The sequence below is a fragment of the Methylobacterium sp. WL18 genome, assembly GCF_008040015.1.
Classification (GTDB): Bacteria; Pseudomonadota; Alphaproteobacteria; order Rhizobiales; family Beijerinckiaceae; genus Methylobacterium; species Methylobacterium mesophilicum.
This window is the reverse complement of sequence record NZ_VRVD01000485.1, coordinates 1-3,570: the sequence shown is the minus strand read 5'-3', so window position 1 is coordinate 3,570 and position 3,570 is coordinate 1. Positions and strand designations below refer to the sequence as shown.

At 69.7% G+C, this 3,570-nt stretch carries 4 protein-coding genes; 2 read left to right on the top strand and 2 right to left on the bottom strand.

What is annotated here, in order from left to right:
• Positions 1-824, bottom strand: an 824-nt coding sequence (locus tag FV228_RS23460; protein ID WP_147856777.1) for an FAD-binding domain-containing protein, incomplete at its 3' end; no start/stop codon positions are given.
• 258 nt (positions 825-1,082) lie between these two features.
• Here FV228_RS23460 and FV228_RS23455 point away from each other — a divergent pair.
• Positions 1,083-2,219 carry an S-(hydroxymethyl)glutathione dehydrogenase/class III alcohol dehydrogenase gene (locus tag FV228_RS23455; protein ID WP_147856776.1) on the top strand — a complete coding sequence of 379 codons (1,137 nt, stop codon included), beginning with the start codon at positions 1,083-1,085 and terminating at the stop codon, positions 2,217-2,219.
• A gap of 131 nt (positions 2,220-2,350) precedes the next feature.
• Positions 2,351-3,184, top strand: a complete 834-nt coding sequence (gene fghA / locus FV228_RS23450) for an S-formylglutathione hydrolase (RefSeq protein WP_147856775.1) — start codon at positions 2,351-2,353, stop codon at positions 3,182-3,184.
• Between the two features lie 92 nt (positions 3,185-3,276).
• Here fghA and FV228_RS23445 read toward each other — a convergent pair.
• Positions 3,277-3,570, bottom strand: a 294-nt coding sequence (locus FV228_RS23445; RefSeq protein WP_147856774.1) for a DUF1236 domain-containing protein, incomplete at its 5' end; no start/stop codon positions are given.

Below are 3,570 nucleotides of genomic sequence, written 5' to 3'. Positions count from 1 at the left end.
GCCAGCAGGCCGCCGACGCGGACCACCCGGGCGTCCCCCAACGGCAGGCTCTCCGGGTGCAGGTCGTCGAGATGCAGCAGCAGCGCGATGTCGCCCGCCGGCGCGGCCTCGGCCCGGGGCAGCGGGACCTCGCGGGGCGGCATCGCCTCGTCCAGCGCGTCCGGTTCCTCGTCGAGGCCGACGGGGTCGAAGCGGCCCTCCGTGTAGCGCCGGATGTTCTCGGCGCGGGCGACGTAGTGCTTGCCCCGGGTGTGCAGGCCCGCCACCCAGCGCCAGGACAGGGTGTTGCTCGCCGGATCGCCGTCGATCAGGTGGTCCATGAAGAACGCGGCGCCGAGCGCCCAGGGCAGGCGCAGGGTGAAGATCCAGATCGAGGCGAACCACATCCGGGCGTGGTTGTGCAGCCAGCCGGTCTCGACGAGGTCGCGGGCCCAGTCGTCGAAGCCGTCGATCCCGGTCCGGCCCTCGACCGCCGTCGCGTAGGTCCGGCGCAGTCCGGGCTCGGCGGCGAGCCGCTCCCGGTTGCGAGCAACCAGGGCGTGGTAGTCCGTCCAGGCGGACGGGTGGGTCTCCAGGTGGCCCTTGAAGTAGGTCCGCCAGAACACCTCGGACACGAATTTCTCCGCGCCGCCGTCGCCGAACGCGTGCTCGGCGGCGGCCGCGACCTCGGCCTCCGTGATCAGGCGCCGGCGCAGGTAGGGTGAGAGGGCCGAGGTGGTCGGCTCGTGGCCGGGGCCGCGGTCGGTGTTGCGGCAGGCGGCGTAATCGGCCCCGGCTCCGGCCAGGAAGGCGGCGAGCCGGTCGAGCCCGGCGGCTCGGGTCATGGGGCGATTGATGGGAGAGGTGCGATCCATGCGCCGGAGTTAGCGCGTGGCCCGCGCCGTGCGGATGCGACCCATTCCCCGGACCGCCCGGGCGGGGGACGTGTTCGAAACGCGACCGCAAACGTTGCATCTCGGCGCCAGAACCATCAAACACACCCCAGATTTTCGGACCGTTCGGTGTGCCGCCCCTGGGCGAGGCGCGCCGAAGAGTCGGCCGTTCGACGCCGTCCGTGATCGTCCAAACAACAGGAACACGTGATGAAGACGCGCGCCGCGGTCGCGTGGGAAGCCAAGAAGCCTCTCACCATCGAGACCATCGACATCGAAGGGCCCAAGGCCGGCGAGGTTCTCGTCGAGCTGATGGCCACCGGCATCTGCCACACCGACGCCTACACCCTCTCGGGACTGGATTCCGAGGGCAAGTTCCCGGCGATCCTCGGCCACGAGGGCGCGGGCATCGTCCGCGAGGTCGGCGCCGGCGTCACCACGCTGAAGCCCGGCGACCACGTCATCCCGCTCTACACGCCGGAATGCCGCAACTGTAAATCCTGCCTCTCGCAGCGCACCAACCTGTGCACCGCGATTCGGGCGACCCAGGGCCAGGGCGTGATGCCGGACGGCACCAGCCGCTTCTCCTGCGTCTCCACCGGCGGCAATCCCGGCGGGTCGAACACCGTGTTCCACTACATGGGCTGCTCGACCTTCTCGAACTTCACGGTCCTGCCGGCCATCGCGCTCGCCAAGATCCGCGAAGACGCCCCCTTCGACAAGATCTGCTACATCGGCTGCGGCGTGACCACGGGCATCGGCGCCGTGATCTACACCGCCAAGGTCTGGCCCGGCGCCAACGTGGTGGTGTTCGGTCTCGGCGGCATCGGCCTCAACGTGCTGCAGGCCGCCCGGATGGTCGGTGCCGACAAGATCATCGGCGTCGACATCAACCCGGAGAAGCAGGCCATGGCCCGCAAGTTCGGGATGACCCACTTCATCAACCCGAACGAGGTCGGCACCGACAAGGTGGTCCAGGCCATCGTCGATCTCACGGGCGGCGGCGCCGACTTCTCCTTCGATTGCACCGGCAACGTCCACGTGATGCGCCAGGCCCTCGAATGCTGCCATCGCGGCTGGGGCGAGTCGATCGTCATCGGCGTGGCCGAGGCCGGCCGCGAGATCTCGACCCGCCCGTTCCAGCTCGTCACCGGCCGGGTCTGGCGGGGCTCGGCGTTCGGCGGCGCGCGCGGCCGTACCGACGTGCCGAAGATCGTCGACTGGTACATGGAGGGTAAGATCAACATCGACGATCTGATCACCCACACCATGCCGCTGGACGAGATCAACCACGGCTTCGACCTCATGCACGAAGGCAAGTCGATCCGTTCCGTCGTCGTCTACTGAGGAAGACCATCCGGGGCTCCCCGCCTGCCGGGCCGGGGAGCCCCGCGCACGTCCTCGCATTCTCGAAGACCCGGGCCCGCGATCCAGCCCCCGAGCGGGGCTCCCGCCTCCCGAGCAGGAGATCACAGCTGATGGAAACCGTCTCGAAGGCCCGCGCCCACGGCGGCACGCAGGGCGTCTACAAGCACGACGCGCAGACCACGGGATGCCCGATGACCTTCGCGGTGTTCGTGCCGCCCCAGGCCGAGAAGGGGCCGGTCCCGGTGCTCTGGTACCTGTCCGGGCTCACCTGCACGCACGCCAACGTCATGGACAAGGGCGAGTACCGCGCCGCCGCCGCCGAGCATGGCGTGATCATCGTGGCCCCCGACACCAGCCCGCGCGGCCCCGGCATCCCGGACGAGGAGGGCAACTGGCAGTTCGGCTCCGGCGCCGGCTTCTATCTGGACGCCACGCAGGCGCCCTATGACAAGAACTACAAGATGTGGAGCTACATCACGGAAGAACTGCCGGCGCTCATCGCGAAGGAGTTCCCCGCCGACATGACCCGCCAGGGCATCTTCGGCCATTCCATGGGCGGCCACGGGGCGCTCACCATCGCGCTGACCTACCCGGAGCGCTTCAAGTCCTGCTCCGCCTTCGCGCCGATCGCCCAGCCCTCCACGGCCGGCTGGTCGAAGCCGGCCTTCGAGAAGTATCTCGGGTCCGACACGGCCGCCTGGCGCGCCCACGACGCCACCGCGCTGATCGAGGACGGCAAGCGCTTCCCCGAGTTCCTGGTCGATCAGGGCACCGCCGACAGCTTCCTCCAGGACGGCCTGCGCCCCTGGCTGCTGGAGGAGGCCTGCAAGAAGGCCGGAATCGCGCTGACCCTCAACATGCGCGAGGGCTACGACCACTCCTACTTCTTCATCTCGACCTTCATGGCCGACCACATCGCGTGGGCCGCCGCGCGCCTGAAGTAACATCGCGTCGGCGCCCCGCGCCGATCACGACCCCGCCGCCGGGCGTGTCCCGGCGGCGTGAAACCTCGGCTCCGCGAGGATGCGCGCAGCCCCTAATCGATGACCTCGACGATGCGCCGCGTCCGCGGCTCGACCAGCACGGGGTGGTCGTTGACGATCGTGTAGTTGTAGTTCGGCAGCGCGAATTCGGCCGGCACGTCGTAATAGACCACGTCGTCCTCCGGCAGCACGGTTCCGACCCGCACCGGCCCCGCGTAGGCGAAGGAGGGCCGCTGCTCGCCGATCGCGTAGATGCGGAAGCGGTCCCGCCGGTCGATCCCCAGGATGCTGTTGGCCGTGCCGACGGCGGCACCGATCGCGCCGCCGACGACGGCGCCGAGCGGGCC